This is a genomic window from Rothia sp. HMSC069C10 (assembly GCF_001812205.1).
Taxonomy (GTDB): Bacteria; Actinomycetota; Actinomycetes; order Actinomycetales; family Micrococcaceae; genus Rothia; species Rothia mucilaginosa.
Window position 1 is genome coordinate 539,759 of the sequence record NZ_KV808297.1, and the last position, 25,362, is coordinate 565,120.

Below are 25,362 nucleotides of genomic sequence, written 5' to 3' on the forward strand. Positions count from 1 at the left end.
CCTCTCCCCCACCTATTCGTTAAACAACAAAGAACGCGGATACCCGAGACAAACTCGAATATCCGCGTTCTTTATCAAGGACCAAGCCGGGTCTCTAAACCTCCAACCTGCCCCTCACGGCAGAAGCCTTAGTCCAGACCACGACCGTACTCATCCAGCGAAACAGCCATAAAGCCGCCGTTGCCGTAAGTGTACACCTCGTTATCCATCTGGAATGCGCTCGGGTAACCACCGAAAGTGTCCAGAGCCTGCATACGCTCCGCGGTAGCCTGAGCGCTGGGCTCAACCTCAATATCGTTGTAACGTGCCAGACCGGTACCGGCGGGAACCAGCTTACCGATGATCACGTTCTCCTTCAGGCCGAGCAGCGGGTCAGTCTTCGCCTCCATAGCAGCCTGAGTCAGGACGCGGGTGGTCTCCTGGAAGGAGGCCGCCGACAGCCAGGACTCGGTAGCCAGCGAAGCCTTGGTAATACCCATCATTTCCGGACGGCCAGCTGCGGGCTTCTTACCCTCAACCAGTGCCTTGCGGTTAGCAGTCTGGAAAGCAATGTTATCAACCAGCTCACCAGGCAGCAGATCGGTATCGCCGGACTCAATCACGGTCACGCGACGCAGCATCTGGCGAACAATAACCTCAACATGCTTGTCGTGGATTTCCACACCCTGCGACTTGTACACGCCCTGAACCTCGCTCACCAGGTGCTTCTGAGCCTCACGAGGACCACGAATACGCAGAACCTCCTTCGGATCAACAGAACCGGTAGCCAGCTGATCGCCAACCTGAACGTGATCGCCGTTCTGCAGCTTAGAAGCTGCACGACGCAGAACAGTGTAGGACTGGGGCTCGGAACCATCGTCCGGGGTCACCACAATCTTGTAGGACTTCTCGGTATCCTCAATGGTCACGCGACCGGACACCTCAGAAATCGGGGCAACACCCTTGGGGGTACGAGCCTCGAACAGCTCCTGAATACGGGGCAGACCCTGAGTAATATCGTCAGCCGAAGCCACACCACCGGTGTGGAAGGTACGCATGGTCAGCTGGGTACCGGGCTCACCAATCGACTGAGCCGCAATAATACCAACAGCCTCACCAATGTCCACCAGCACATTCGAAGCCATCGAACGGCCGTAGCACAGTGCACACACACCAATAGCGGACTCACAGGTCAGAACCGAACGGACGCGAACATCCTTCACGCCTGCCTTGAAGAGCTTCTCAATGAGCTCATCAGAGACATCGGAACCAGCAGCAGCCAGAACGTTGCCAGCCTCGTCCTTCACGTCAACCGCAAGGGTACGACCGTGAATCGAAGTCTCGACATCCTGGTGCAGACCGCCATCCTCATCAATCAGAGGCAGAACCAGACCGCGGCGAGTGCCACAGTCGTGCTCGCGAACGATAACGTCCTGCGAAACGTCCACCAGACGACGAGTCAGGTAACCCGAGTTAGCGGTACGCAGTGCGGTATCCGCCAGACCCTTACGTGCACCGTGGGTCGCGATGAAGTACTCCAGAACCGACAGGCCCTCACGGTACGAGGACTTAATCGGGCGAGGCATAATCTCACCCTTCGGGTTCGACACCAGACCGCGGATACCCGCAATCTGACGGACCTGCATCCAGTTACCACGTGCACCGGAGGTCACCATACGGTAAATGGTGTTCAGACCACCGTGAGAGCTCAGGTTCTCACGCATAGCCTCAGCAACCACGTCGGTAGCCTCAGTCCAAACCTTAATCAGCTCCTGACGACGCTCTTCGTCATCGATGGTACCGATCTCGAAGTCATCCTGAATTGCAGCAGCCTGCTTCTCGTAGCGCTCCATAATTGCCGGCTTCTCAGCGGGAGTAGCAATATCGGAAACAGCCACGGTCACGCCTGAACGAGAAGCCCAGTAGAAACCGGAGTTCTTCAGGTTGTCCAGAGCACGAGCCACAACATCCATCGGGTAACGCTCAGCCAGATCGTTAATCAGGCTACCCAGGCCCTTCTTATCTGCCACACCGGAGAACCAGGGGTAATCCTTCGGCAGAGCCTGGTTGAACAGAACCTGACCAACGGTGCAGTCCAGCAGCACGGGGTCACCAGCCTTGTAACCCTCAGGAGCTTCCCAGCCCTCAGGAGCAACAAACTGGTCACCTTCAAGGCGAATCTTCACCTTGGTGTACAGCTCAATCTCGTGACGATCCATCGCCATCAGAGCCTCAGACACCGAAGAGAATGCGTGACCCTCGTTCTTCTGACCCTCGCGAGGAGTAGTCAGGTGGTACAGACCAATGATCATATCCTGCGAAGGAACAGCCACAGGGCGGCCATCCGACGGCTTCAGGATGTTGTTCGAGGACAGCATGAGGATACGAGCCTCAGCCTGAGCCTCGGGAGACAGCGGCAGGTGAACTGCCATCTGGTCACCGTCGAAGTCAGCGTTGAACGCGGAGCAAACCAGCGGGTGTAGCTGAATAGCCTTACCCTCAACCAGTTTCGGCTCAAACGCCTGAATACCGAGGCGGTGCAGGGTAGGTGCACGGTTCAGCAGAACCGGGTGCTCAGCAATAACCTCTTCCAGAACGTCCCAAACCTGCGGGCGGAAACGCTCAACCATACGCTTAGCGCTCTTAATGTTCTGAGCGTGGCTCAGCTCCACCAGACGCTTCATGACGAAGGGCTTGAACAGCTCCAGCGCCATCTGCTTGGGCAGACCACACTGGTGCATCTGCAGCTGAGGACCAACCACAATCACGGAACGACCCGAGTAGTCAACACGCTTACCGAGCAGGTTCTGACGGAAACGGCCCTGCTTACCCTTCAGCATGTCAGACAGAGACTTCAGGGGGCGGTTACCGGGGCCGGTCACCGGGCGACCGCGACGACCGTTATCGAACAGCGAGTCCACAGCTTCCTGCAGCATACGCTTCTCGTTGTTCACGATAATCTCGGGAGCACCCAGCTCCAGCAGACGCTTCAAACGGTTGTTACGGTTAATCACACGACGGTACAGGTCGTTCAGGTCGGAGGTCGCGAAACGGCCACCGTCCAGCTGAACCATCGGGCGCAGTTCCGGCGGAATAACCGGAACAACATCCAGGACCATACCCAGCGGAGAGTTGTTAGTGGTCAGGAAGGCGTTAACAACCTTCAGACGCTTCAGAGCGCGGGTCTTCTTCTGCCCCTTACCGGTCTGAATAATCTCCTTGAGAGCCTCAGCCTCAGCCTCCAGGTCGAAGGACTCCAGACGCTTCTTAATAGCCTCTGCGCCCATAGCGCCCTCAAAGTACAGGCCGTACTTATCAATCATGGAACGGTACAGAGCCTCATCACCCTCAAGGTCAGCGACCTTCAGATTCTTGAAGCGATCCCACACACGATCCAGGTGCTCAGCCTCACGCTCGTAGCGCTTACGCACCGACGCGAGCTGACGCTCAGCGTTATCGCGCAGCTTACGCTTCTCAGCAGCCTTGCCGCCCTCAGCCTCAATACGAGCCAGCTCCGCCTCAACCTCACGGCTGATAGCGTTCACGTCAGCGTTCAGAGCAGCCTCAAGCTCCTGCTTCTCACGATCGTGAGCAGCCTGCAGCATCGGCAGATCCTCGTGACGAGCCTCCTCGTCAACCTTAGTGATCATGTACGCAGCGAAGTAAATGACCTTCTCCAGGTCCTTCGGAGCCAGATCCAGCAGGTAACCCAGGCGGGAAGGAACACCCTTGAAGTACCAAATGTGGGTAACAGGAGCAGCCAGCTCAATGTGACCCATACGCTCACGACGTACCTTAGAGCGGGTCACCTCAACACCACAGCGCTCACACACAATGCCCTTGAAGCGCACGCGCTTGTACTTACCGCAGTAGCACTCCCAGTCCTTGGTGGGGCCGAAGATACGCTCGTCGAAGAGGCCGTCCTTCTCGGGCTTCAGGGTACGGTAGTTGATGGTCTCGGGCTTCTTAACCTCACCAAAAGACCAACGACGGATGTCGTCGGCGGTGGCGAGGCCAATTCGCATCAAACCAAGCGAAGATTCGTTGGACATATCGGTCCTAATCTCTTTCTGTAAGTTTCTGAAGACTTGGGTTAGCGGGCGGGAACCCCACAACGCACGCGAGCGCATGCGGGGCTCCCCACCCTAGAAGGAGGCGGTGCTTATGCCTCGTCGACGGAGCTAGGCTCGTCGTGGGTCAGGCTCACGCCCATATCTTCTGCTGCCCGGAAGCCTTCTTCCTCCGAGTCGCTCATCTCAATAATCTTGCCGTCGGTGGAGAGCACCTCGACGTTCAGGCACAGAGACTGCATTTCCTTGATAAGAACCTTGAAGGATTCGGGGATACCCGGCTCAGGGATGTTCTCGCCCTTCACGATAGCCTCGTAAACCTTCACACGGCCCGCCACGTCATCGGACTTGACGGTCAGGATTTCCTGCAGGGTGTATGCGGCGCCGTATGCTTCCAGCGCCCACACTTCCATCTCACCGAAGCGCTGACCACCGAACTGCGCCTTACCACCCAGAGGCTGCTGGGTAATCATCGAGTACGGACCGGTGGAACGAGCGTGAATCTTGTCATCCACCAGGTGGTGCAGCTTCAGGATGTACTGGTAACCAACCGAAATCGGGTCCGGGAACGGCTCACCGGAACGGCCGTCAATCAGACGTGCCTTACCGGAACGGTTGATCAGACGGTCGCCATCGCGGTTCGGGTTCGAGTGATCCATGAGGTCGAACAGCTCGTCCTCGTGGGCACCGTCGAACACCGGGGTTGCCAGGCGGGTCGGGCCGGATTCCTTCGGGAAGTTCGGCATGTGCTTGAGCCACTCGGGCTCGCCCTCAATCTTCCAACCCTGCTTAGCCAGCCAACCGGTGTGGACTTCCAGAACCTGACCAATGTTCATACGACCGGGCACGCCCAGCGGGTTCAGGATAACGTCCACGGGGGTACCGTCTTCCAGGAAGGGCATATCCTCGATCGGCAGGATCTTGGAAATAACACCCTTGTTACCGTGGCGGCCTGCGAGCTTGTCGCCGTCGGTAATCTTACGCTTCTGAGCCACGTACACGCGGACCAACTGGTTCACGCCCGGGGGCAGATCGTCCTCATCGTTGCTCTCGCGGTCGAAGATGCGGATACCGATGACGGTACCGGACTCACCGTGAGGAACCTTCAGGGAGGTGTCGCGAACCTCGCGAGACTTCTCACCGAAGATTGCGCGCAGCAGGCGCTCCTCGGGGGTCAGCTCGGTCTCACCCTTAGGGGTGACCTTACCAACCAGGATGTCGCCAGCCTCAACCTCAGCACCGATGTGGATGATGCCGCGCTCGTCCAGAGCCGAGAGAACATCCTCGGACACGTTCGGGATATCGCGGGTAATCTCCTCGGGGCCCAGCTTGGTGTCGCGGGCGTCAATCTCGTGCTCCTCAATGTGAATCGAGGTCAGCACGTCCTCAGACACCATGCGCTGGGAGAGGATGATCGCATCCTCGTAGTTCAGGCCTTCCCACGGCATGTATGCCACGAGCAGGTTCTTACCCAGTGCCAGCTCGCCGCCGTCGGTGGAGGGGCCGTCAGCAATAACGTCGCGGTATTCGACGCGCTGGCCTTCCTTCACCACAACGCGCTGGTTGTAGCAGTTACCCGGGTTCGAACGGGAGAACTTCATGATCGGGTAGGTGGAGACAGAACCGTCGTCATTACGGACGATAACAGTCTTAGCGTCCACGGAGGAAACCACACCGGGCTTCTTCGCGAGCACGGAGTCACCGGAATCCAGTGCTGCGTACTTCTCCATACCGGTACCAACCACGGGAGCCTCAGACTCCAGCAGGGGCACAGCCTGACGCTGCATGTTAGCACCCATCAGTGCTCGGTTAGCGTCGTCGTGCTCCAGGTAAGGAATCAGGGCGGTAGCCACAGACACCATCTGGCGCGGGGAAACGTCCATGTACTGTACGGCGCCGGGAGCAACCATAACAGCTTCACCAGAACCGTCACCCGCACGGCAGAGAACCTCGTTCTCAGCGAAGGTACGGTCAGCGTTCAGCGGTGCGTTTGCCTGTGCGATAACAACAGACTTCTCGTCGTCAGCAGTCAGGTAGCGGACCTCATCGGTCACGCGGCCATCAGTCACCACGCGGTAGGGGGTCTCAATGAAACCGAAGGAGTTGATGCGACCGTAGGTTGCCAGCGAACCAATCAGACCAATGTTCGGGCCTTCAGGGGTTTCAATGGGGCACATACGACCGTAGTGCGAGGGGTGGACGTCTCGAACTTCCATGCCTGCACGGTCACGGGACAGACCGCCCGGGCCCAGTGCGGACAGACGACGCTTGTGGGTCAGACCTGCCAGCGGGTTGTTCTGGTCCATGAACTGCGACAGCTGAGAAGTACCGAAAAACTCCTTGATAGCCGCCACGACGGGGCGGATGTTCACCAGGGACTGCGGGGTGATAGCGTCCACGTCCTGGGTGGTCATGCGCTCGCGAACCACGCGCTCCATACGGGACAGACCGGTACGGATCTGGTTCTCAATCAGCTCGCCCACGGTGCGGATACGACGGTTACCGAAGTGGTCGATGTCGTCGATATCAATCTTGAGGGAGATCTCCTCGCCGTCACGGACGCCGGGGATGCTGGTCTCGCCTGCGTGCAGAGCGCAGAGGTAACGAATCATCTGAGCGATGTCGTCCTGGCTCAGAACGGAAGCCTCGGGAGAATCCATGGGAACGTCCACACCGAGCTTACGGTTCAGCTTGTAACGGCCAACCTTCGCCAGGTCGTAGCGACGCGGGGTGAAGTACATGTTGTCCAGCAGAGCCTGGGCAGCTTCAACCGTCGGGGGTTCACCCGGACGCAACTTGCGGTAGATGTCCAGCAGAGCCTCGTCGCGGTCCTTGACGGAGTCCTTCTCCAGGGTTGCGCGGATGGAGTCGTACTGACCGAACTCAGCCAGGATCTTGGACTCGGTCCAGCCCAGAGCCTTCAGCAGAACAGTCACGGACTGCTTACGCTTGCGGTCCAGACGCACGCCAACCTGGTCGCGCTTATCAATCTCAAGCTCGAACCATGCACCGCGGGAAGGAATCACGCGGGCAGAGTAAATGTCCTTATCGGAGGTACGGTCCGGAGCCTTCTCGAAGTAAGCACCGGGGGAACGCACCAGCTGAGAAACGACCACACGCTCAGTACCGTTAATAACGAAGGTACCGGCCTCGGTCATCAGGGGGAAGTCACCCATGAACAGGGTCTGCTGCTTGACCTCGCCGGTAGCGAGGTTCATGAATTCAGCCTTAATGTACAGCGGAGCCGAGTAGGTTGCGTCACGGTCCTTGCACTCCTCAACAGAGTACTTGGGGTCAGCAAACTCAGGCTCAGAGAAGGAGAGCTGCATAGTCTCCTGGAAGTCACGAATCGGGGAGATTTCTTCAAAAATCTCAGCCAGACCGGACTGAGCGGGGACAGAAGTGTCACCAGCAGCCTGCGCCTTCTCCAGACGCTCCGCCCAGCGCTCGTTACCAACGAGGCGGTCGAAGCTATCGGTCTGGATAGCAAGCAGGTTGGGAACCTTCAGCGGTTCGTTAATCTTCGCGAATGAAATTCGGCGCGAGACGTTCTCTGCGCCGTTAGCGGCGTCATGGTTAGAGGTGCTCGAAGCGACCAAAATGGGGATCCTTCCACAGACATGTCTGTTAGCAATCAGCCTCCCGGCGACATTACCGGCGACACGACAACCTCAGCCCCCGAATAAAACGGTGCTCGAAGCTATAGAGTCGGACGGAAAAACGTCACCTTCAGCCCGTGCCCACCGCTATATGAAGGCACAAAGGTTAGGGAAAGCGTAAATACTAACGATACAGGAAGAAAGCCCTTCTGTCTACCACACCCTCATCAGGAGTGCAAACCTGCCGCAGCGTGCACCTAGCATTCCACCACATTCACAGCCAAACCACCCATGGACGTCTCCTTATAACGGTGAGACATATCCAAACCGGTCTGACGCATCGTCTCAATCACCTGATCCAACGACACACGGTGCGTACCATCGCCACGCAACGCCATACGAGCAGCCGTCACAGCATTCGACGCCGCCATCGCATTACGCTCAATACACGGAATCTGCACCAAACCACCCACCGGGTCACACGTCAGACCCAGGTTGTGTTCCATCGCAATCTCAGCAGCATTCTCAACCTGCTCAGGGGTACCACCCATCACCTTTGCCAAACCAGCAGCAGCCATCGAAGAGGCACTACCCACCTCACCCTGGCAACCCACCTCAGCACCAGAAATCGAAGCACGCTTCTTATACAGCACACCCACAGCAGAAGACGCCAAGAAGAAATCAATAACCGCCTGATCACGGGCAGCCTGACCGCAATGGCGGATACCCTGCGTGTAATTCATCGCGTAATGCAGCACCGCAGGAATAATACCCGCAGCACCATTCGTCGGAGCAGTCACCACACGACCACCAAAAGCGTTCTCCTCATTGACCGCCAAAGCAATCAGATTCACCCAGTCAATAGCGAACTCAGGAGACTTCGAAGGATCCTCCACCATCAAATCGCGATGCCACGCACCCGCACGGCAACGCACCTTCAGCGGCCCCGGCAAATAACCCACACGCGCCAACGAAGAACCGATACACTCCTTCATCACACGGTAAATATGCAAGATACCATCACGGACCTCCTGCTCAGAACGCAGAGAACACTCATTCGCCATCTTCAACTGCGCAATCGACAGACCAGACTCATTCGCCATCTCCAGCAGCTCAGCAGCCGAACCAAACGGATACGGAGGGTTCATCAGCGACGCACAACCGGTCGCCTCCTCATCACCCTCAACAATGAAGCCGCCACCAATCGAATAGTAAGTGCGCTCCAACAGCAGCTGCTCACCCGCAAACGCCGCAATCTTCATACCGTTCGTATGACGCGGAAGAACCGTCAACGGACGCAGGGTCATATCCAGCTCACGGTAATTCACCACCGGGCCGTACACCTTCTGCTCCTCACCACCGGGTGCAGTCACACCGTACGCAGAGGACGGGTAACCAGCAAGCGGCAAAGTACCATCCACGCTATTGCGCTCAATCATCGCCTCAGAATCAGCGATATTGATAGTCTCCGGAACAAAACCGCACAGGCCCTTCAACGCAGCACTCATCGTACCGTGACCAGCACCCGTAGCCGCCAACGAACCATAAAGATCCACGTGCACACCCGTCACACGATTCAGCAGGCCCTCATCAATCAGCTCCGCCACAAAACGATTCGAAGCACGCATCGGACCGACCGTATGCGAGCTCGAAGGACCCACGCCAATGCTGAACATCTCAAAAACACTGATGTCATACGGCAGAGCCTCTGCCTTCTTCTGCACGCTACTGGGCGCGCTCTGGTTAATAGCCACGTTCTGTCCTTCAAATAAAAATGTCTGTGCACCGCACCAAAAGATACGCGCCCCTCAACGGAGGAACCACACATCAATCTGCGGTCTATAAGTGCGGACAATCACCCTTGACTGGCCGCTCTAATCCTAACGCACTTCAGAACCAGCACAAACTAAGGCTCAGAACACCTCGCGCTCTCCCCCACCGTTCAATGCCCACCTCACGGCGCAGAAAAGGCGCCGTGCCCACACAGGACACGACGCCTCTACCCTACAGATTACCTGCAGAAAAACTCTTACTTCTCACGCTTGTAGAACGGCAGAGCCACAACATCAAACGGAGCACGCTTACCGCGGATATCAACATCCACAGTAGAACCAACCTCAGAGAATTCACGGTTCACCAGCGCCATAGCAATCGGGAAGCCCAGAGTCGGGGAAGGAATACCGGAGGTAACCTCACCAATCTCATTGCCCTCAGCATCCACCAGCTTAGAACCGGCACGAGCAGGACGCTTCGCCTGAGCCTTCAAACCAACCAGGATGCGCTTCGACTCGCTCTTAGCCAGCTCAGTCAGAGCCTCACGACCAACGAAGTCAGCCGCCTTCTTCTCCAGAGCAATCTCGACCAGACGGCCCAGACCGGACTCAAACGGAGTAATCTCAAGACCCAGCTCATGACCGTACAGCGGCATACCAGCCTCAAGACGCAGGGAGTCACGAGAGGCCAGGCCGGCAGGAATCATACCGAAAGGCTCACCAGCAGCAGCCAGCTTATCCCACAGCTCAACAGCGTTCTCATTCGGAACGAACAGCTCGAAGCCGTCCTCACCGGTGTAACCGGTACGAGCCAGCAGAACATCAACACCGGCAACAGTCAGCGGCACCGAAGCGTAGTACTTCAGCTCGCGGACAGCCTCCTCATCAGAAACACCAGCAGCCAGCAGAATCTCCTCAGCACGAGGACCCTGAACAGCCACCAGAGAAGTCTGATCCGACTCATTCACAAACTCAACGTTAAAATCGCCCAGGCGCTCGCTCATCGCCGCGAAGTCAGTGTCAATGTTCGAAGCGTTCGGAACGACCATGAATTCCTCATCGCCCAGACGGTAAGTAATCAGGTCGTCAATCACGCCGCCCTTATCGTTGACCAGGATCGAGTACTTCGCCTTACCAACCTTCAGGATGGACATGTTCGACACCAGAGCGTAATCCAGGAACGCACCCGCATCCGGGCCGGTCACACGGAACTCACCCATGTGAGACAGGTCGAAAATACCGGCACGAGTACGGACAGCCTCGTGCTCAGCAACGTCGTTAGCATACTTCAGGGGCATATCCCAGCCACCAAAGTCGGTGAAAGAAGCGCCCAGCTTCTCGTGAACCGGGTACAGGGAGGTCTTCTTGGGGGACATTAGGTTCTCCTCACGCACAGCCTTGTGCTGTTATCGTTCAATCGTCGTAGATTTAGTTCACCCCCACAGACACGAGATACGCTGCGGAGGCGACCCCCACCCGCCCCCAGAAACCTGAGGACGGGTGAGGCAGGTAGACCGCTACAGCCTACCCAGGAGCGTTACAGGCTCCTTATGCTTCCAGGTCGAAAGCCTCCATCGGGGGGCATTCGCACACGAAGTTACGGTCACCGCCAGCGCCATCAATACGACCCACCGAGGTGAAGTACTTGTTAGCGCGCAGGCTCGGGACAGGGAAAGCTGCCTGAGTACGGCTGTAGGGGCGATCCCACTCATCAGCGCTCACCACATCAACGGTGTGCGGTGCGTTGCGCAGAACCGAATCATCCACAGCGACCTTGCCCTCAGCCACCTCGATAATCTCGTCGTAGATGGTCTCCATTGCCTCAATGAAGCGGTCCAGCTCTTCCTTCGACTCAGACTCAGTCGGCTCAACCATCAGGGTGCCCGGAACCGGGAACGCCAGAGTCGGAGCGTGGAAGCCGAAGTCCATCAGACGCTTGCAGACGTCCTCAGCAGTCACGTGAGACTGATCGGTCAGCTGACGCAGGTCCAGGATGCACTCGTGAGCGACCAGACCGCCGGGGCCGGTGTACAGCACCGGGTACTTGTCGTTGAGCTTCTTCGCAATGTAGTTAGCGTTCAGAACCGCGTACTGCGAAGAGTCCTTCAGACCCTGAGCACCAGTCATCGCAATGTACATCCAGCTGATCGGCAGAACGCCGGCAGAACCGAAGAACGCCTGCGAAATCGGCAGTGCAGCATCGTTGGGGAGCTTACCCTCAGAGTCAGCGCGGTATGCGTCGCCGGGCAGGAACTTCGCCAGGTGCTCACGAACAGCCAGCGGGCCAACACCGGGGCCGCCACCACCGTGAGGAATGGAGAAGGTCTTGTGCAGGTTCAGGTGCGAAACGTCGCCGCCGAACTTACCGGGCTGAGCGAAGCCCATCTGAGCGTTCAGGTTCGCGCCATCCACGTACACCTGGCCGCCAGCCTTGTGAACCAGCTGGCAAACCTCAGCAACCTGCTCCTCAAACACACCGTGGGTGGAGGGGTAGGTAATCATGATGCCGGCAACCTTGGGACCGTACTTCTCGATCTTGACCTTCAGGTCATCAACATCAATCGAGCCGTCAGCCGCAGTTGCCACACCGGCAACCTTCAGACCAGCCAGAGCAGCAGATGCCGCGTTGGTGCCGTGAGCAGACAGCGGAATCAGGACGGTATCGCGCTCGTGGTCACCGTTAGCCTCGTGGAAGGAACGGATAGCGCGCAGACCAGCGTACTCACCGGTTGCACCCGAGTTCGGCTGCAGGGACACAGCATCGTAACCGGTAATAGCAACCAGCCACTCAGTCAGGTCCTTAATCAGCTCGTGCCAGCCCTCAGCCTGATCCTCCGGGACCAGCGGGTGAATGTTCGCGAACTCAGGCCAGGAGATGGGCTCCATCTCAGCGGCCGCGTTCAGCTTCATAGTGCACGAACCCAGCGGAATCATGGTGCGGTCAAGTGCCAGATCCTTGTCAGCGAGGTGACGCAGGTAGCGCATCATCTCGGTCTCGGAACGGTACTTGTGGAAAATCGGGTGCTGCATGTAGTCATCGGTACGCAGCAGCTCAGCGGGCAGATCGTACTGTGCATCTGCCTCGCCCAGGGTGCCGCCCAGAGCCTCGACCAGACCCTTGAGCAGTTCCTCACCGTGAGACTCACCCACGGAAATACCAACACGGTTCTCGTCGAAGCGGCGGATGTTCACGCCAGCGTCCAGAGCCTTCGCAACCAGCTCGTCAGCACGGCCAGCAGCCTCCACCACAACGGTGTCGAAGAAAGTATCGTGAGCGATACCGTAACCCGCAGCCTTCAGCGCGGTAGCAACACGAGCGGCATTAGTGTGCAGGCGGTTCGCGATAGCGCGCAGACCCTCAGGACCGTGGTACATCGCGTAAGCACCAGCAACAATCGCCAGCAGAGCCTGAGCAGTACAAATATTGGAAGTAGCCTTCTCACGGCGAATGTGCTGCTCACGAGTCTGCAGAGCCAGACGGTACGCAGGCTTACCAGCCGAATCCTTAGAAACACCCACCAGACGGCCAGGCATGGTACGCTCCATGCCCTTGTGAACAGCCATGTACGCAGCGTGGGGGCCACCGAAGAAGAAGGGCAGACCGAAACGCTGAGTGTTACCAACTGCGATATCAGCACCCAGCTCACCCGGAGACTTCAGCAGGGTCAGAGCCAACAGGTCAGCGACCACAGTGACCAGGGCGTTACGCTCCTTAGCGGCCTTAATCAGCGGCTCAATATCGCGAATATCGCCTTCATTGCCGGGGTACGCCAGGACGATACCGTACAGGTCGCCCTCAGGCAGACCCTCAGAGAAATCAGTAATGACGAAGGGAATGCCGAGCATCTCTGCACGGCCGCGAGTCACCGAAATAACCTGAGGCAGGCAACGGGAGTCAATCGCGAAGAAGCCATTCTTCACCTTGCGGTTTGCACGGTACATCATGACAGCTGCTTCAGCCACTGCTGACGCCTCATCCAGCAGGGAGGAGTTTGCAATCTCCAGGCCGGTCAGCTCCATCACGGTGTTCTGGAAGTTCAGCAGAGCCTCCAGACGACCCTGAGAAATCTCAGCCTGGTACGGGGTGTAAGAAGTGTAGAAACCGGGGTTTTCCAGAATGTTACGGCGCAGAACTGCGGGAGTTACTGCATCGTAGTATCCGGCACCAATCATCTGGGCGAGAACCTTATTCTTCGCAGCATAGCCGGCGATCTTTGCCTGAGCCTCATGCTCCGACAGCGGAGCAGGCAACTGCAATTCGCCGTCAAGGCGAATCTGGGAGGGGACGACAGCGTCCATCAGCGCATCCAGGGAAGAGTATCCCAGGGTTTCGAGCATCTGCTCTGCGTCTGCGGAACGGGGGCCGAGATGACGATCAATAAAGGACATAGGATTCTCCTATTGGTCGGCGCAAACCGTAGAGGGGTCACGTCGCGCTATTGCGACGAGTCGAACACTTTAAAGTGTCCCACATCTCCACAAAGTTTCGCTAGCTTTACCAACATTCGACATGCCCAAACATCAAACTCTTCTGCCCCGCCAAAGCCCACCCCTGTCAGACGACAAAACAGCAAAAAAGCACAAAGTCCGGCTCGTTCCCTCCGAAGAGAAAACGAGCCGGACTCAGTCAAAGCAAACTTCGCATACATCCTGCAGAAGGATGTACTAGAAGAACCTACTTAGCGTGGTTGGGCTTGCCACCGTGCGGCACCAGGAATGCCGACAGGAAAGCCAGAGCCGCAGTCACAGCCAGCAGCATCAGACCGATGAAGTAGTTGTTCTCAGCCTGGTTGTAGGTTGCACCCATCACCAGCGGCGGGAAGAAACCACCCAGAGCGCCAGCAGCAGCAACCACACCGGACACCGCACCAACGTTCTTCGGATCAGCCGCACGAGCCACCCAGCCGAAGACCGAGCCGTGGCCCAGACCCAGAAGAGCAGCCATCAGGATGAAAACAGCACCATACACGTGCTCAGCATCAGGCTGGAACGCGGTAATAACTGCCAGGATCACCACACCACCCAGGGAGATGAGGGTGATAATCTTCGGACCGAACTTATCAGCCAGCACACCACCGAAGGGACGAGCAATCACAGCAGCAACCGCAAAGCCAGCCGCACGCATACCAGCGTCGTTAGCGTTGAAGTTGTAGATGTTGCTCAGGTAAGTAGGCAGGTAGTTCGAGAATGCCACGAACGCACCGAACACAACAGCGTAGAGGAAGCACAGCTGCCAAGTGGTCTTCACCTTGAATGCCTGAACAATCTTCGGCATCAGCGGAGTAACCTCACGGCCGATGGTTGCCGGGGAATCCTTCAAGAAGAAGAAAGAGATAGCAGCGGTTACAGCACAGATAACAGCAATCAGAACGTGAGTCTGGAAGTAACCAATACCCTGCACCAGGCGGGGGGTAGCGAATGCAGAAATTGCAGTACCCACCATGCCGGCACCGAACACACCGGTCGCAAAACCCTTCTTGGAAGCGTCATACCATGCGGAACTGAAGGGAATACCCACAGCGAACACGGTACCCGCAATACCCAGGAAGAACGCCACAACAAGCAGCATGGGCAGCGAGTTCATCTGACCAGCAACACCAACCAGGAAGACCAGGGGTGCGCTAATCGCCAGAACAGCGGTGAACATAATACGACCACCGTAGCGGTCAGTCAGACCACCAACGGGAATACGGCCGATAGCGCCGATGAAAATCGGCATAGCAACCAGAAGGCTGGTCATACCAGCGTCCAGGTGCATCTGCTTTGCGTACATCTTGGCCAGCGGGCCAACAACGGTCCACGCCCAGAAACCAATGGTCGAGGCGAAGGTTGCAAGCAGAACGTTACGGAGCTGACCATTCTTCAGGTCGTAGCTCGGTGCAGCAGGGGTGCTCATATTTCCTCTTTTGCAATATGGATATGTGTATTAGCGGTCGGCGCGCTCACGCGGGAGAGTACCAACCGGATCCCAACCTCGACGTGCACCAACACGCTGGCCGCCACGAGAGCGGTACACGGTGTAGGGGCGGAAGAGGTAGTGCAGAGGCACAGTCAGTGCATGCACCAGGCGGGTAAACGGCCAAATGATGAACAGAACCATAGCCACCACGATGTGAATCTTGAAAGCCACAGGAATATTCACCATCAGAGCCACCTCAGGGTGGAAGTAGAACAGCGAACGGAACCACACAGAAATGGTCTCACGGTAGTTGAAGTGAACCTCGTGACCATTCACCGGAGGCAAACCACCCGAGGGGTTCACTGCCGAAATTAGAGTAGCCGCAGTACCGGCGAGAATCACCAGAACCAAAACGACATACATGAAAACGTCATTACGAGTGGTAGCCGAACGCACACGAGAGTTCGAAACACGGCGACCAATCAGAACAAACATACCAACAATGGTTGCGACCGCAGCAACAGAACCGCCAGCCAGCGCCACAATGTGGTAAGTGTCCTCCGAAATGACCAGGTCGGTGAATGCCTTAGGCACCAGCAGACCACCAACGTGGCCAAGGAAAACGGCCGCAAGACCGTAATGGAACAGGGGCGAAGCGATGCGCAACAGCTTCGATTCATAGACCTGGGACGAGCGGGTAGTCCATCCGAACTGGTCAGTACGGTAACGCCAAATGGTGCCACCAATCAGAATGACCAGTGCAACATAGGGCAGAACGCCCCACAGCAGGATGTCAACAATACCCGGATCGGCTACAGCCTGTGCAGCATGTCCTGCGTTCTCAGAAGCAAGTACGTACACGTGTTGTCTCCTCACAAGGGATAAAACTAGTTAGAACGAGCCGAAGCCTGCTGGAGCAGCTGATGATCAGCGTAGCCATTCAGGCCAACAGTCTCGACGGGAGGGCCGTAGCCAGCCATCTTCTGGACCTCCTCCTGAGTCTGCGGAGAGACGCCAGGAAGGGTATCGCAGATGCTCTGCAACAACCCGTAGTGGGGCAGATTTCCGTCCTTCATGGACAGACGAAGAAGCTCAAGGGACGGACGGTACGCCTGCAAAGCGGAACGTCCCTTACGGCGATCCACCAACGCACAGAACTCCAGCACCAGCGGCAGGTAGTCCGGAAGCTCACCATTCAAAACGGTCAACATACCGGAGTCGCGGTACATCTGCTTAAAACGCAGGAGCGTCTCACCACGGCGGCGGGTATCACCATCGGTCCAGTAGGACAGATGCAGAGAATGACGACGTGAAAGGTCGTACTCCTGCACGTACTCGGACTGCACATCCTCCAGGTCCTTAGAAGTCAGCCACTGCTGAACCGCATCAACGGCAGCAATGAAAGCCTCATCCTGGGTGGAAGCGGTAATCTCCACCAGTTCAGGCAGAACCTTCAGAGTCTCCTCATCGGGGTAGCCCAGGAGCATACCGCTCACCTGGTAAATCACCGAGTCCTTATCCTCGCCGGGACCGTAATCGATATCAAACGGGTTCTCCGGCTGAGCCGGCTCCGAGACAGTAGCCTCGGAACCGGCCTTGCCCATGAGCTTGGAAAAGAATCCAGCCACTTATTACTTCTTTCCGGTGGTATTCGGGAAGAGGCCGTCAGGACGGGAAGAACCGTCCCAGCTGAACAAGCTGACCTTGTTGTTAGCCTCGTAGACACCGGTGGACACGGGGGTCGGGCGACCCTCCATGTCGTTGAACGCATCGCCGTACATGCCGGGTCCGCCATCCACGCTCAAGGAGCAGCCCATTTCCTCAAGGTTGTGGGCGTCTTCCATGTGAGCCTTCGGAATGACGTAACGCTCGTTGTACTTAGCGATAGCCATCAGGCGGTACATCTCGTACACCTGCTGACCAGTCATGCCAACTGCCTGAGCAATCTCCTCGTTGCCTTCGCCACCGAGGTTGATGTCACGCATGTACGAACGCATCGCAGCCAGGCGGCGCAGAACGTTAGTAACAACCTCAGTGTCACCAGCGGTGAACAGCTCAGCCAGGTACTCAACCGGAATACGGAGAGACTCAATAGCGCCGAACAGGTTGTTGCTGTTCTCTGCATCGTGGCCCTGCTCCTTGAGCAGGTCAACAATCGGAGACAGCGGCGGCACGTACCAAACCATCGGCATGGTGCGGTACTCGGGGTGCAGGGGCAGAGCCACCTTCCACTCCTTCGCCAGCTTGTACACGGGCGACTTCTGAGCTGCAGTAATCCACGCATCGGGGATGTCGTTCTTACGAGCCTGCTCAATCACAGCCGGATCCGAAGGATCAAGCATCAGCGACAGCTGAGCCTCGTAGAGATCCTTCTCATCCTCGACCGAAGCAGCCTCAGTCACGCGGTCTGCATCGTAGAGGAAGATACCGATGTAGCGCATACGACCAACACAGGTCTCAGCACACACGGTCGGAATACCAGCCTCAATACGGGGGTAGCAGAAGGTACACTTCTCAGCCTTACCCGTCTTGTGGTTGAAGTACACCTTCTTGTAGGGGCAGCCGGTGATGCACTGACGCCAACCGCGGCAACGGTCCTGGTCAACCAGAACGATACCGTCCTCAGCGCGCTTGTAGATAGCGCCGGAGGGGCAAGAAGCCATGCAGGAGGGGTTCAAGCAGTGCTCACAAATACGAGGCAGGTAGAACATGAAGGTCTGCTCGAACTCGAACTTAATCTTGTCCTCTGCCTTCTTGCGAACCTTCTCAACCAGCGGGTCCAGGTGACCGTACTCGGTCGCACCAGCCAGGTTGTCGTCCCAGTTCATACCCCACTCGACCTTGGTGTCCTCACCGGTGATGAGGGAGACCGGCTTAGCAGCCGGGAAGTCATCACCCAGAGGAGCACTGGTCAGGTTCTGGTAATCGTAGGTCCAGGGCTCGTAGTAGTCGTTCAGCTCGGGCTGAATCGGGGAAGCGAAGATCGTGAAGAGCTTCTGGAAGCGGTTACCGCTCTTGAGCTCCAGACGACCGCGCTTGTTCAGCACCCAGCCGCCCTTCCACTTCTCCTGATCCTCGTAACGGCGGGGGTAACCCTGACCGGGACGAGTCTCAACGTTGTTGAACCAGACGTACTCGGTACCGGCTCGGTTCGTCCATGCCTGCTTACAGGTCACGGAGCAGGTGTGGCAGCCGATGCACTTATCGAGCGCCATCACCATAGCAACTTGTGCCATAACGCGCATTAGAAAGTTACCTCCTGGGACTTACGGCGACGGATGTACGAGACGATGTCTCGCTGGTTACCGGTCGGTCCAAGATAGTTGAAGGCGAACGCCTGGTGAGCGTAGCCACCAATCATGTGGGTGGGCTTCAGAAGAATACGGGTCACCGAGTTGTGAATACCACCGCGCTTACCGGTGACTTCAGACTTCGGGCTAACCATACGCTCCTGAGCGTGGTAGACGTAGCAAACGCCCTCGGGCATACGGTGCGAAACAACCGCACGGCCGACGAAGACACCATTGGTGTTCACACACTCAATCCACTCGCCATCCTTGACGCCAATCTTCTCAGCGTCCTGCGGGCTCATCCATGCAGTCGGACCGCCACGGAACATGCTCAGCATGTAGTGGTTATCGAAGTACTGCGAGTGAATTGCCCACTTGTTGTGCGGGGTCAGGTAGCGAACAGCAACCGAAACACCATCGGTAGTACCGAGCTCAGGCTCGTTGTACAGGCCGGTCATATCCAGCGGCGGACGGTAAATCGGCAGAGCCTCGCCCATTTCGTGCATCCAGTCGTGGTCGAGGAAGAAGTGCATACGGCCGGTCAGGGTGTGGAACGGCTTCTTCTTCTCGATGTTGACGGTGAACGGAGCGTAACGGCGACCACCGGTCTCCGAACCGGACCACTCGGGGGAGGTCATCACGGGCTGCGGTGCGGCCTGGGTCATAGGGAAGGTGATACGACGTTCCTCGTTACCTTCTGCCAGGTCCATCAGGTGCAGACCGGTCTGCTTCTCAAGCTCCTTGAAGCCCTTGACAGCGACCTCACCGTTGGAGGTACCGGAAATCATGAGGATTGCTTCAGAAATCTTCACGTCGGTATCCAGTGCCGGACGGCCTGCGCCCTTACCGGAGTCCATCACGCCGAATTCCTTAGCCATCTTCGCGACTTCGTCCTTCAGGTCGTAAGTGATGAACTTGGTGGTTGCACCGAGCTTATCGAACAGCGGGCCAACGGTGGTGTACATGTCGTACAGTGCGCCGTAGTCGCGCTCGACGGTGACGAAGTTCGGCATGTTCTTGCCGGGTACGCCCACCATACCGGGGGTGTTCTTCCAGTCGGGTGCGTGACCGCCGGGCTGAGCAATCTGGCCGGGGGTGTCGTGCAACAGCGGGACCGAAACGATGTCCTTACGGACGCCGAGGTGCTTCTTAGCCAGGCGGCTGAACTCAAACGCCAGTGCCTTGAAGGTCTCGTGGTCGGTCTTTGCCTCCCACGGCGGGTCAATTGCCGGGGAGAACGCGTGCAGGAACGGGTGCATATCGGTCGAGGAGATATCGTGCTTCTCGTACCAGGTAGCAGTCGGCAGAACGATGTCAGACAGCAGGGTCGTGGAGGTCATACGGAAGTCCGAGGTGACCAGCAGATCCAGCTTGCCCTGAGGCGCGTCCTCAACCCACTTCACTTCGTTCGGCAGCTTCTCCGAGTCGGAGCCCTGGACGTTGTCCATGCTACCGACCAGGTGCTTCAGGAAGTAGCTCTCACCCTTAGCGGAGGAACCGAACAGGTTCGAACGCCACAGGGTCAGGGTACGAGGCCAGTTGACGGGGTTGTCAACGTCCTCAACGGAGAACTCCAGGTCACCGGAGTTCAGGCGCTGTGCAATGTAGTCCGCGTTCGAGGAAGCCTCGCCGCGTGCCACTGCCTGCTCTGCCTTGTCTGCCAGATCCAGCGAGTTCTCGGGGAACTGCGGGTAGAACGGCATCCAGCCCATACGGGTAGAACGTGCCACAACGTCAGCAGTGTGAACGTCGCGCAGCTCGCCCTTAGCCAGCGGGGACTGCAGGTAGTCGGTGGAGTATGCGTCCTGACGGAACTGGTCAGTGTGCATGTACCAGAAGCCGGTACCGATCATGTGACGCGGCGGGCGGCTCCAGTCCAGAGCGTTCGCAATGTTGGTCAGACCGGTCAGAGGACGTGCCTTCTCCTGGCCCACGTAGTGAGCCCAACCGCCACCGTTGCGACCCTGGCAACCGGTCAGGTTCAGCAGAGCGAGGATAGCGCGGTAGGTGGTGTCAGCGTGGTACCACTGGCAGATACCTGCACCGAAGATGACCATGGAGCGGCCGCCGGAATCCAGGGCGCTCTTGGCGAACTCGCGGGCAACGCGAATAACAGCCTCGGCGGGGACAGAAGTAATCTGCTCCTGCCATGCCGGGGTGTTCTGAACGTTCCAGTCCTCGTAGTCCTTAGCCCAGGTACCGGGCAGACCCTCACGGCCCACACCGTACTGTGCCAGCATGATATCGAAGACGGTAGTAACTTCGTGACCATCAACGTAGGTTACGGGCACGCCGCGGGTAATGACGTCGCCGTGACCCTTCGGGTTATCGAAGGTCGGCATCTTAATCTCAACCGCTGCGGACTGGCCCTGAGGCAGGTCGCGAATCGACAGAATCGGCTTACGACCCTGCAAATCCAGGTTCCACTTGCCCTGGTCTTCCTGAGCGTAACGGTGACCCATGGTGCCGTTGGGCACGAAGACCTCGCCAGTCTCGCGGTCCATCAGGACGGGCTTGAAGTCAGCGTTCGGCTGCTCAGCCTCGCCAGCGAGCTTAGCTGCAGTCAGGAACTTGGAGGGAACCTTAATGCCGTCTTCACGGGTTTCCAGGGTGACCAGGAAGGGAAGGTCGGTGTAGGTCAGGGAGAAGTCCTCGAAGAACTCGACACGCTGGTCGACGTAGTTCTCCTTAAGGATGACGTGGCCCATCGCCATTGCCAGTGCCGCGTCGGTACCTGCCTGGGCGGGCAGCCACTCGTCAGCGAACTTGGTGTTGTCGGCGTAGTCGGGGCTCACGGTGACAACCTTGGTACCGCGGTAGCGGACCTCGGAGACCCAGTGAGCATCCGGGGTACGGGTCAGCGGAACGTTTGCACCCCACATGATGAGGTATGCAGCGTCCCACCAGTCGCCGGACTCGGGAACGTCGGTCTGGTCGCCGAAGACCTGCGGGGAAGCCACGGGGAGGTCAGCGTACCAGTCGTAGAAGCTGGTCATGACGCCACCGGCCAGCTGGATGTAGCGAACACCCGCGCTGAAGGACGCCATGGACATTGCCGGAATCGGGGTGAAGCCGGTGTTACGGTCGGGGCCGTAGTACTTGATGGTGTGCACGTGAGCAGCAGCCATCAGCTCGAGAGCCTCAGCCCAGGTCGAGCGCACCAGACCACCCTTACCACGTGCGTTCACGTAGCGTGCACGCTTGGCGGGGTCGGACACGATGGAGTGGAAGGCGTCCACGGGATCGTTGTGGATTGCCTTCGCTTCGCGGTACATCTCCAGCAGGAGACCGCGAACGTAGGGGTACTTAACGCGAGTGGGAGAGTAGGTGTACCACGAGAATGCTGCACCGCGGGGGCAACCGCGGGGCTCGTACTCGGGGCGGTCGGGACCAACCGAGGGGTAGTCAGTTTCCTGTGCTTCCCAGGTGATAATGCCGTCCTTGACGTACACCTTCCAGGAGCAGGAGCCGGTGCAGTTCACGCCGTGGGTAGAGCGAACTTCCTTATCGTGGCTCCAACGGTCGCGGTAGAAGGCGTCACCTTCGCGGCCGCCTTCACGGAAGACGGCGCGGCCGTCTTCAGTCTCATCCCAGCGGGAGAAGAACTTACCGAACTTGATCAGCTGATCGGTAAGGGGGCCGTCCGGGCCCTTAATCTGTGATGCTTGTTCCATACTGCCCAATATATCGGAAATTTGGCATGGAAAATACGAGATAAAAACCTTGCCTAATTCATACGAAATAAGGGTTTTTTAGACCGTAAGCCAGGCGGAAATTCCACCCTCAAGCATGTACACAGAACGCTCCTCCAGAGGCGCTATTTCACGAGCCGCCTCAACCGTTCGGGTGTATCCGGTGCAGTAAATAACGATTTTCTGGGCATTTGCGGGGATTTTACGCTCAATCAAGGCCTTTAAAACACTATTCCGACCGGCCTCCAGCAACTCAGTCAGAGGAAGATTAATAGCCCCATCAATAGCAAAAGCTTCGAATTCCACCTGCTCACGGACGTCCAAAAGGGCAATATTTTCATCCGATGACAGCTTTTTAAGGTCCTGGGCACTTATGGGACGAGGCGTCGAATCAGTAGAAGAGCTAGTAAAATCCTGAGAAATATTACGAATTGTTACATAATTTTTGGGCTTATAACTCGTTTCTTGAGGCAAAACGACACTTTTCTTAGGTACAGCTTGCACGCTAGCTACGAGAGGTATATATTCCCACCTCCCGCTTAACGCCGAATATAGGCCAACCTCACCCATGAGTGGCTCCCCCACCCCGGTCAACAGCTTCACTGCCTCCATAGCCATAGCAGCACCCACCACACCAGCCATAGCGCCCACCACGCCAGCAGTACTACACGAAGGCACACTACCGGCAGCAGGAGCATGAGGGTACAAATCCTCATACACCGGACCGTGTCCCGCCCAAAACACACTCAACTGCGCATCAAAGCCAAGAATCGCAGCCCACACATGCGCAATCCCAGCACGCGCCGCCGCCGCCGACACCATATAACGCGACTCAAAATTATCGCTACCATCCAGCACCAAATCAGCGCCAGACAGCAAATCATCAACATTCGCCTCCGTTAAACGCTCACGCACCGGCACAACCTCAATAAAAGGATTCAGCGAGCGCAAAGACTCTGCGGCAGACTCAGCCTTAGAATTACCCACTCTGGCGTGCGTATGAATCACCTGGCGGTGCAGATTCGAGGCATCCACGACGTCATCATCAACCACCACAATCTGACCGACCCCGGCACCCGCCAGGTACAGCAGCGCGGGAGCACCCAAACCGCCAGCACCCAGCACCACCACGCGTGCGCGTTTGAGCGCCAGCTGAGCCTCGTAGCCCATTTCGGGCAGAATCAGCTGACGAGAATAGAACGCACGCTCAGCGGCAGAGAGCTCGCCCGTGCCGGTTGAAGGCTGAGAAGACATAGGGATTCCTCGCGTCTAGTAGTAGAGGTGACTTGAGCTTTCAAGGAGAATAAGCCTGCCCGAGAGAAATCCCCCTGACAGGCTTATATAGAGATATCAGAATATTCAGAAGGCTAAGCAGGCGAAGTGTCCACACCAACCCACTCGATGCTTCCATCGAGCAGTTCCTGTTCCTTCCAAATCGGCACACGAGCCTTCACCCGGTCAGCCACCAGCTCACAGGCATCAAACGCGCGGCCACGGTGAGCAGCCGCCGCCATCACGGTCAGAGCCGACTCACCAATAGCAATCGGACCCACACGATGCACAGCCCACAGACGCACACCGTCCAGCTCGGCAGCAACCTCGGCGGCAACCTCCGCAATATACTCACGAGCCTGCGGATGCGCGCTATAGGACAGCCCGCGCACCGCGCTACCGTGATCATGGTTGCGCACAATGCCGTCAAAAATTACCAGGGCACCCATGGCATCAGTCATAACCTCAGCCTTAGCCGCCGCGTACAGCGGTTCCAGGGGAGCCTCCGTAATATCAGTGAACACCACGGTCGAGCCGCTCGGCTCAGCACCGTGCGCGCCCGAGTGGTCCAGGGATTCTTCCTTCTGCGGCTTAGTGGTCATGGTAGTCCTCCATCTGACGGCAGATGTGCTCAACAAGCGGGTCGAGGGTTGCCACGCCGTCCTTCACACCACCGCGCGAACCGGGCAGGGTCATCACGAAGGTTCGGTCAATGACGCCCGCCACGCCGCGTGAAAGCACCGCGGCGGGAACGTTCTTCAGACCGTTCATCCAGAAGGCGTGCATGATGCCGGGTACTTCCTTGTCCAGGTGTGGGCGAACCGCCTCCACGGTCTGGTCGTCAGAGTTCAGACCGGTACCACCGCTGGTCAGGATGAAGGTCGGTAGGTTACCGTTCTTCTTACCTTCAGCCACCAGGGTGTTGAAGTACTCGACAATATCGCGGTCTTCAATGACCACGGCATCCGGGGTGTCGAAGCCGCGCGAGCGCAGCCACTCCACGGCGATGGGGCCGGACTTATCCTCGTACACACCGCGGGCTGCACGGGTGGAGGCGACAATAACCAGACCGGTGAGGTTCTCGGGCATGGTGTAGTCTTCGCTACTCATTGGCTTTCCTTTTCTGTATCTATCAGATGACGGTGGGGGCGGTGCACCGCCGTAGCTTAGGATTCCTCGCGGACGGACCAGTCGCCGGACTTGCCGCCGCTCTTCTCCAGAACACGGATATCGGTAATTACGGCGTACTTATCGACTGCCTTGATCATGTCGAAAACGGTCAGTGCCGCCGAGGAGACGGCGGTGAGCGCCTCCATCTCTACGCCGGTGACGCCGCGGGTCTTCACGGAGGCCTCAATACGCACGAAGTCGGTGCCGCGCTCAAAGTCCACCGTGATCTTGCCCAGGGGCAGCGGGTGGCAGAGGGGAATGATTTCCGGGGTGCGCTTAGCGCCCATGATGCCGGCAACACGTGCAACGGGAAGAGCGTCGCCCTTGGGCAGGTCAGCGTCAAAAATCATGGCAATCACGTCTTCGCGGGTGCGCACGGTTGCTTCAGCCAGGGCGGTGCGGGTGGTAACTGACTTCTCCGTAACGTCCACCATGTGTGCCGAGCCGTCGGCGCGCACGTGAGTCAGTTCCTGGTTGGGCTGAGAGGTAGAGGTCATCGTTTCTCCTGGCTTCTGCGCGGTATTCTTCTGCCGCGAATCGTTACTTAGTGTGAGTCTCAATTATTCCTTGTCGTTCGACCAAGGAACAATTGAACTGCGCCCCGAAACTTGGACGCATT

The 25,362-nt window shown here is 57.7% G+C and carries 14 protein-coding genes; all 14 read right to left on the reverse strand.

All coding sequences use genetic code 11. The annotated features are described in order from the left end of the window. Positions 1-128: 128 nt before the first annotated feature. A complete protein-coding gene (locus HMPREF2842_RS04455) occupies positions 129-4,031 on the reverse strand; it encodes a DNA-directed RNA polymerase subunit beta' (protein WP_070642948.1) in 3,903 nt (1,300 codons plus the stop codon). 110 nt (positions 4,032-4,141) lie between these two features. After that, positions 4,142-7,648, reverse strand: a complete 3,507-nt coding sequence (rpoB, locus tag HMPREF2842_RS04460) for a DNA-directed RNA polymerase subunit beta (RefSeq protein ID WP_070642951.1) — start codon at positions 7,646-7,648, stop codon at positions 4,142-4,144. Positions 7,649-7,905: 257 nt separating this feature from the next. Then, entirely contained in the window at positions 7,906-9,402 is a 1,497-nt protein-coding gene (locus HMPREF2842_RS04465) for an L-serine ammonia-lyase (protein WP_070642952.1), read from the reverse strand. Positions 9,403-9,677: 275 nt separating this feature from the next. Then, positions 9,678-10,796, reverse strand: coding sequence for a glycine cleavage system aminomethyltransferase GcvT (gcvT, locus tag HMPREF2842_RS04470; protein ID WP_049338079.1), 1,119 nt, complete (start codon positions 10,794-10,796; stop codon positions 9,678-9,680). A 172-nt stretch (positions 10,797-10,968) separates the two neighbouring features. Beyond that, positions 10,969-13,809, reverse strand: coding sequence for an aminomethyl-transferring glycine dehydrogenase (gene gcvP / locus HMPREF2842_RS04475; protein ID WP_070642954.1), 2,841 nt, complete (start codon positions 13,807-13,809; stop codon positions 10,969-10,971). A gap of 286 nt (positions 13,810-14,095) precedes the next feature. Further along, positions 14,096-15,316, reverse strand: a complete 1,221-nt coding sequence (locus HMPREF2842_RS04480) for an MFS transporter (RefSeq protein ID WP_005504924.1) — start codon at positions 15,314-15,316, stop codon at positions 14,096-14,098. Positions 15,317-15,346: 30 nt separating this feature from the next. After that, positions 15,347-16,180 (reverse strand): respiratory nitrate reductase subunit gamma, encoded by an 834-nt coding sequence (narI, locus tag HMPREF2842_RS04485; RefSeq protein WP_070642956.1) that lies wholly within the window; start codon positions 16,178-16,180, stop codon positions 15,347-15,349. A 26-nt stretch (positions 16,181-16,206) separates the two neighbouring features. After that, positions 16,207-16,947, reverse strand: coding sequence for a nitrate reductase molybdenum cofactor assembly chaperone (gene narJ, locus HMPREF2842_RS04490; RefSeq protein ID WP_005504922.1), 741 nt, complete (start codon positions 16,945-16,947; stop codon positions 16,207-16,209). A 3-nt stretch (positions 16,948-16,950) separates the two neighbouring features. Beyond that, positions 16,951-18,564 (reverse strand): nitrate reductase subunit beta, encoded by a 1,614-nt coding sequence (gene narH, locus HMPREF2842_RS04495; protein WP_005504921.1) that lies wholly within the window; start codon positions 18,562-18,564, stop codon positions 16,951-16,953. Next, positions 18,564-22,283, reverse strand: coding sequence for a nitrate reductase subunit alpha (locus tag HMPREF2842_RS04500; protein WP_049341117.1), 3,720 nt, complete (start codon positions 22,281-22,283; stop codon positions 18,564-18,566). The genes narH and HMPREF2842_RS04500 overlap by 1 nt, the downstream gene beginning before the upstream one ends. A 78-nt stretch (positions 22,284-22,361) precedes the next feature. Beyond that, positions 22,362-23,555 carry a ThiF family adenylyltransferase gene (locus tag HMPREF2842_RS04505; protein WP_070642958.1) on the reverse strand — a complete coding sequence of 398 codons (1,194 nt, stop codon included), beginning with the start codon at positions 23,553-23,555 and terminating at the stop codon, positions 22,362-22,364. Positions 23,556-23,668: 113 nt separating this feature from the next. Next, positions 23,669-24,175 (reverse strand): molybdenum cofactor biosynthesis protein MoaE, encoded by a 507-nt coding sequence (locus HMPREF2842_RS04510; RefSeq protein WP_044150198.1) that lies wholly within the window; start codon positions 24,173-24,175, stop codon positions 23,669-23,671. Beyond that, positions 24,165-24,683 (reverse strand): MogA/MoaB family molybdenum cofactor biosynthesis protein, encoded by a 519-nt coding sequence (locus HMPREF2842_RS04515; RefSeq protein WP_005508377.1) that lies wholly within the window; start codon positions 24,681-24,683, stop codon positions 24,165-24,167. Before HMPREF2842_RS04515 ends, HMPREF2842_RS04510 begins: the two co-directional genes overlap by 11 nt. 56 nt (positions 24,684-24,739) lie before the next feature. Then, the gene (gene moaC, locus HMPREF2842_RS04520; protein WP_049341109.1) at positions 24,740-25,240 is read right to left on the reverse strand and encodes a cyclic pyranopterin monophosphate synthase MoaC; all 501 of its coding nucleotides are present in this window, start codon (positions 25,238-25,240) and stop codon (positions 24,740-24,742) included. Positions 25,241-25,362 lie beyond the last annotated feature (122 nt).